This window comes from Mesorhizobium sp. M7A.F.Ca.ET.027.02.1.1, from assembly GCF_004022985.1.
In the GTDB taxonomy this organism is placed as follows: domain Bacteria; phylum Pseudomonadota; class Alphaproteobacteria; order Rhizobiales; family Rhizobiaceae; genus Mesorhizobium.
The window spans coordinates 1-858 of sequence record NZ_RZOL01000843.1 but is presented as its reverse complement, the minus strand read 5'-3'; the positions used below and the strand labels follow the sequence as shown (position 1 = coordinate 858).

Annotated in this window: 1 pseudogene; it reads left to right on the top strand. The window is 64.0% G+C overall.

Annotation, left to right across the window (positions count from 1 at the left end):
• Nucleotides 1-650: 650 nt before the first annotated feature.
• A pseudogene (locus EN749_RS39305) lies at nt 651-858 on the top strand (hypothetical protein); the annotation flags it as partial.

The following is an 858-nucleotide window of genomic DNA, read 5'->3' as shown; positions in this document are numbered from 1 at the left end:
GTTGCTTAGTGCACCTATCGCGGCGTCGACGGCTGCGACCTGGGCCAGACCGCGACGCTGGGAAAGCAGACGTGGGCTTGTGGCGTTGTCGCCAGGGCATGGCTCGTAACCACCACCTTGAAAAGTGGGTTGCTTGCTCGCCGATCCGGAAAGACGAGGGCGTTGTGCAACCAGCGAAACGGCCGAGGTCGCCGGCGAGAGGCTGAAAGCAGGCGTAGCCGTCACCCTCCCCGATGATCCCGATCGTGGCATCCCCTCTACGCCCAGATCGAGAGCGCCAGGCTTACAAAACCCATTGCGGCAATTCGGCCAGCACCTCCGGATGCCTTGGCTCCGCCGGAATTTCTCACCTGCAAACCAATGACCCCGAGCACGATATGCGTTCTTTTCGTCACATCCTCCCCGTCGTCGCATCTGCGGCCTTGCTCGCCGGTTGCGCCGCGCGAGTGCCGGATGCTTCACATTCGGCCCCGCGTGGCCCCGTTTCGATTACGGACTCCTATTGGAAGCCCGATCGGGTCAGTCGCAGCCGGCAAGAGTATGCGCCCGACTGGGGCCGCTTCCCGCCGGTCATTACCCAGCGAACCGGCTACCCAACCGAAGCTCAGGCGAATAACGCCTTGCGCCGCTCGCATTGGAGCTCCGTGCCTGTGCGCACGCTCATAACCAAGGAAGGCATCAAGACGATCTCCGTCCCCGCGGATGCCGTGGACACGATCGCAGCAGGCGTTCGCGTCTTTGCCTGCCGGCCAGGAGCGCTCAACGGCTATACCGGCCGCGTGCAATATTACGACGGCCCCGTCGTCGCCTGCGCTTCCGACCTCCTGTCTGCCGATGGTCGCGTGCTCGCCCGAGTAC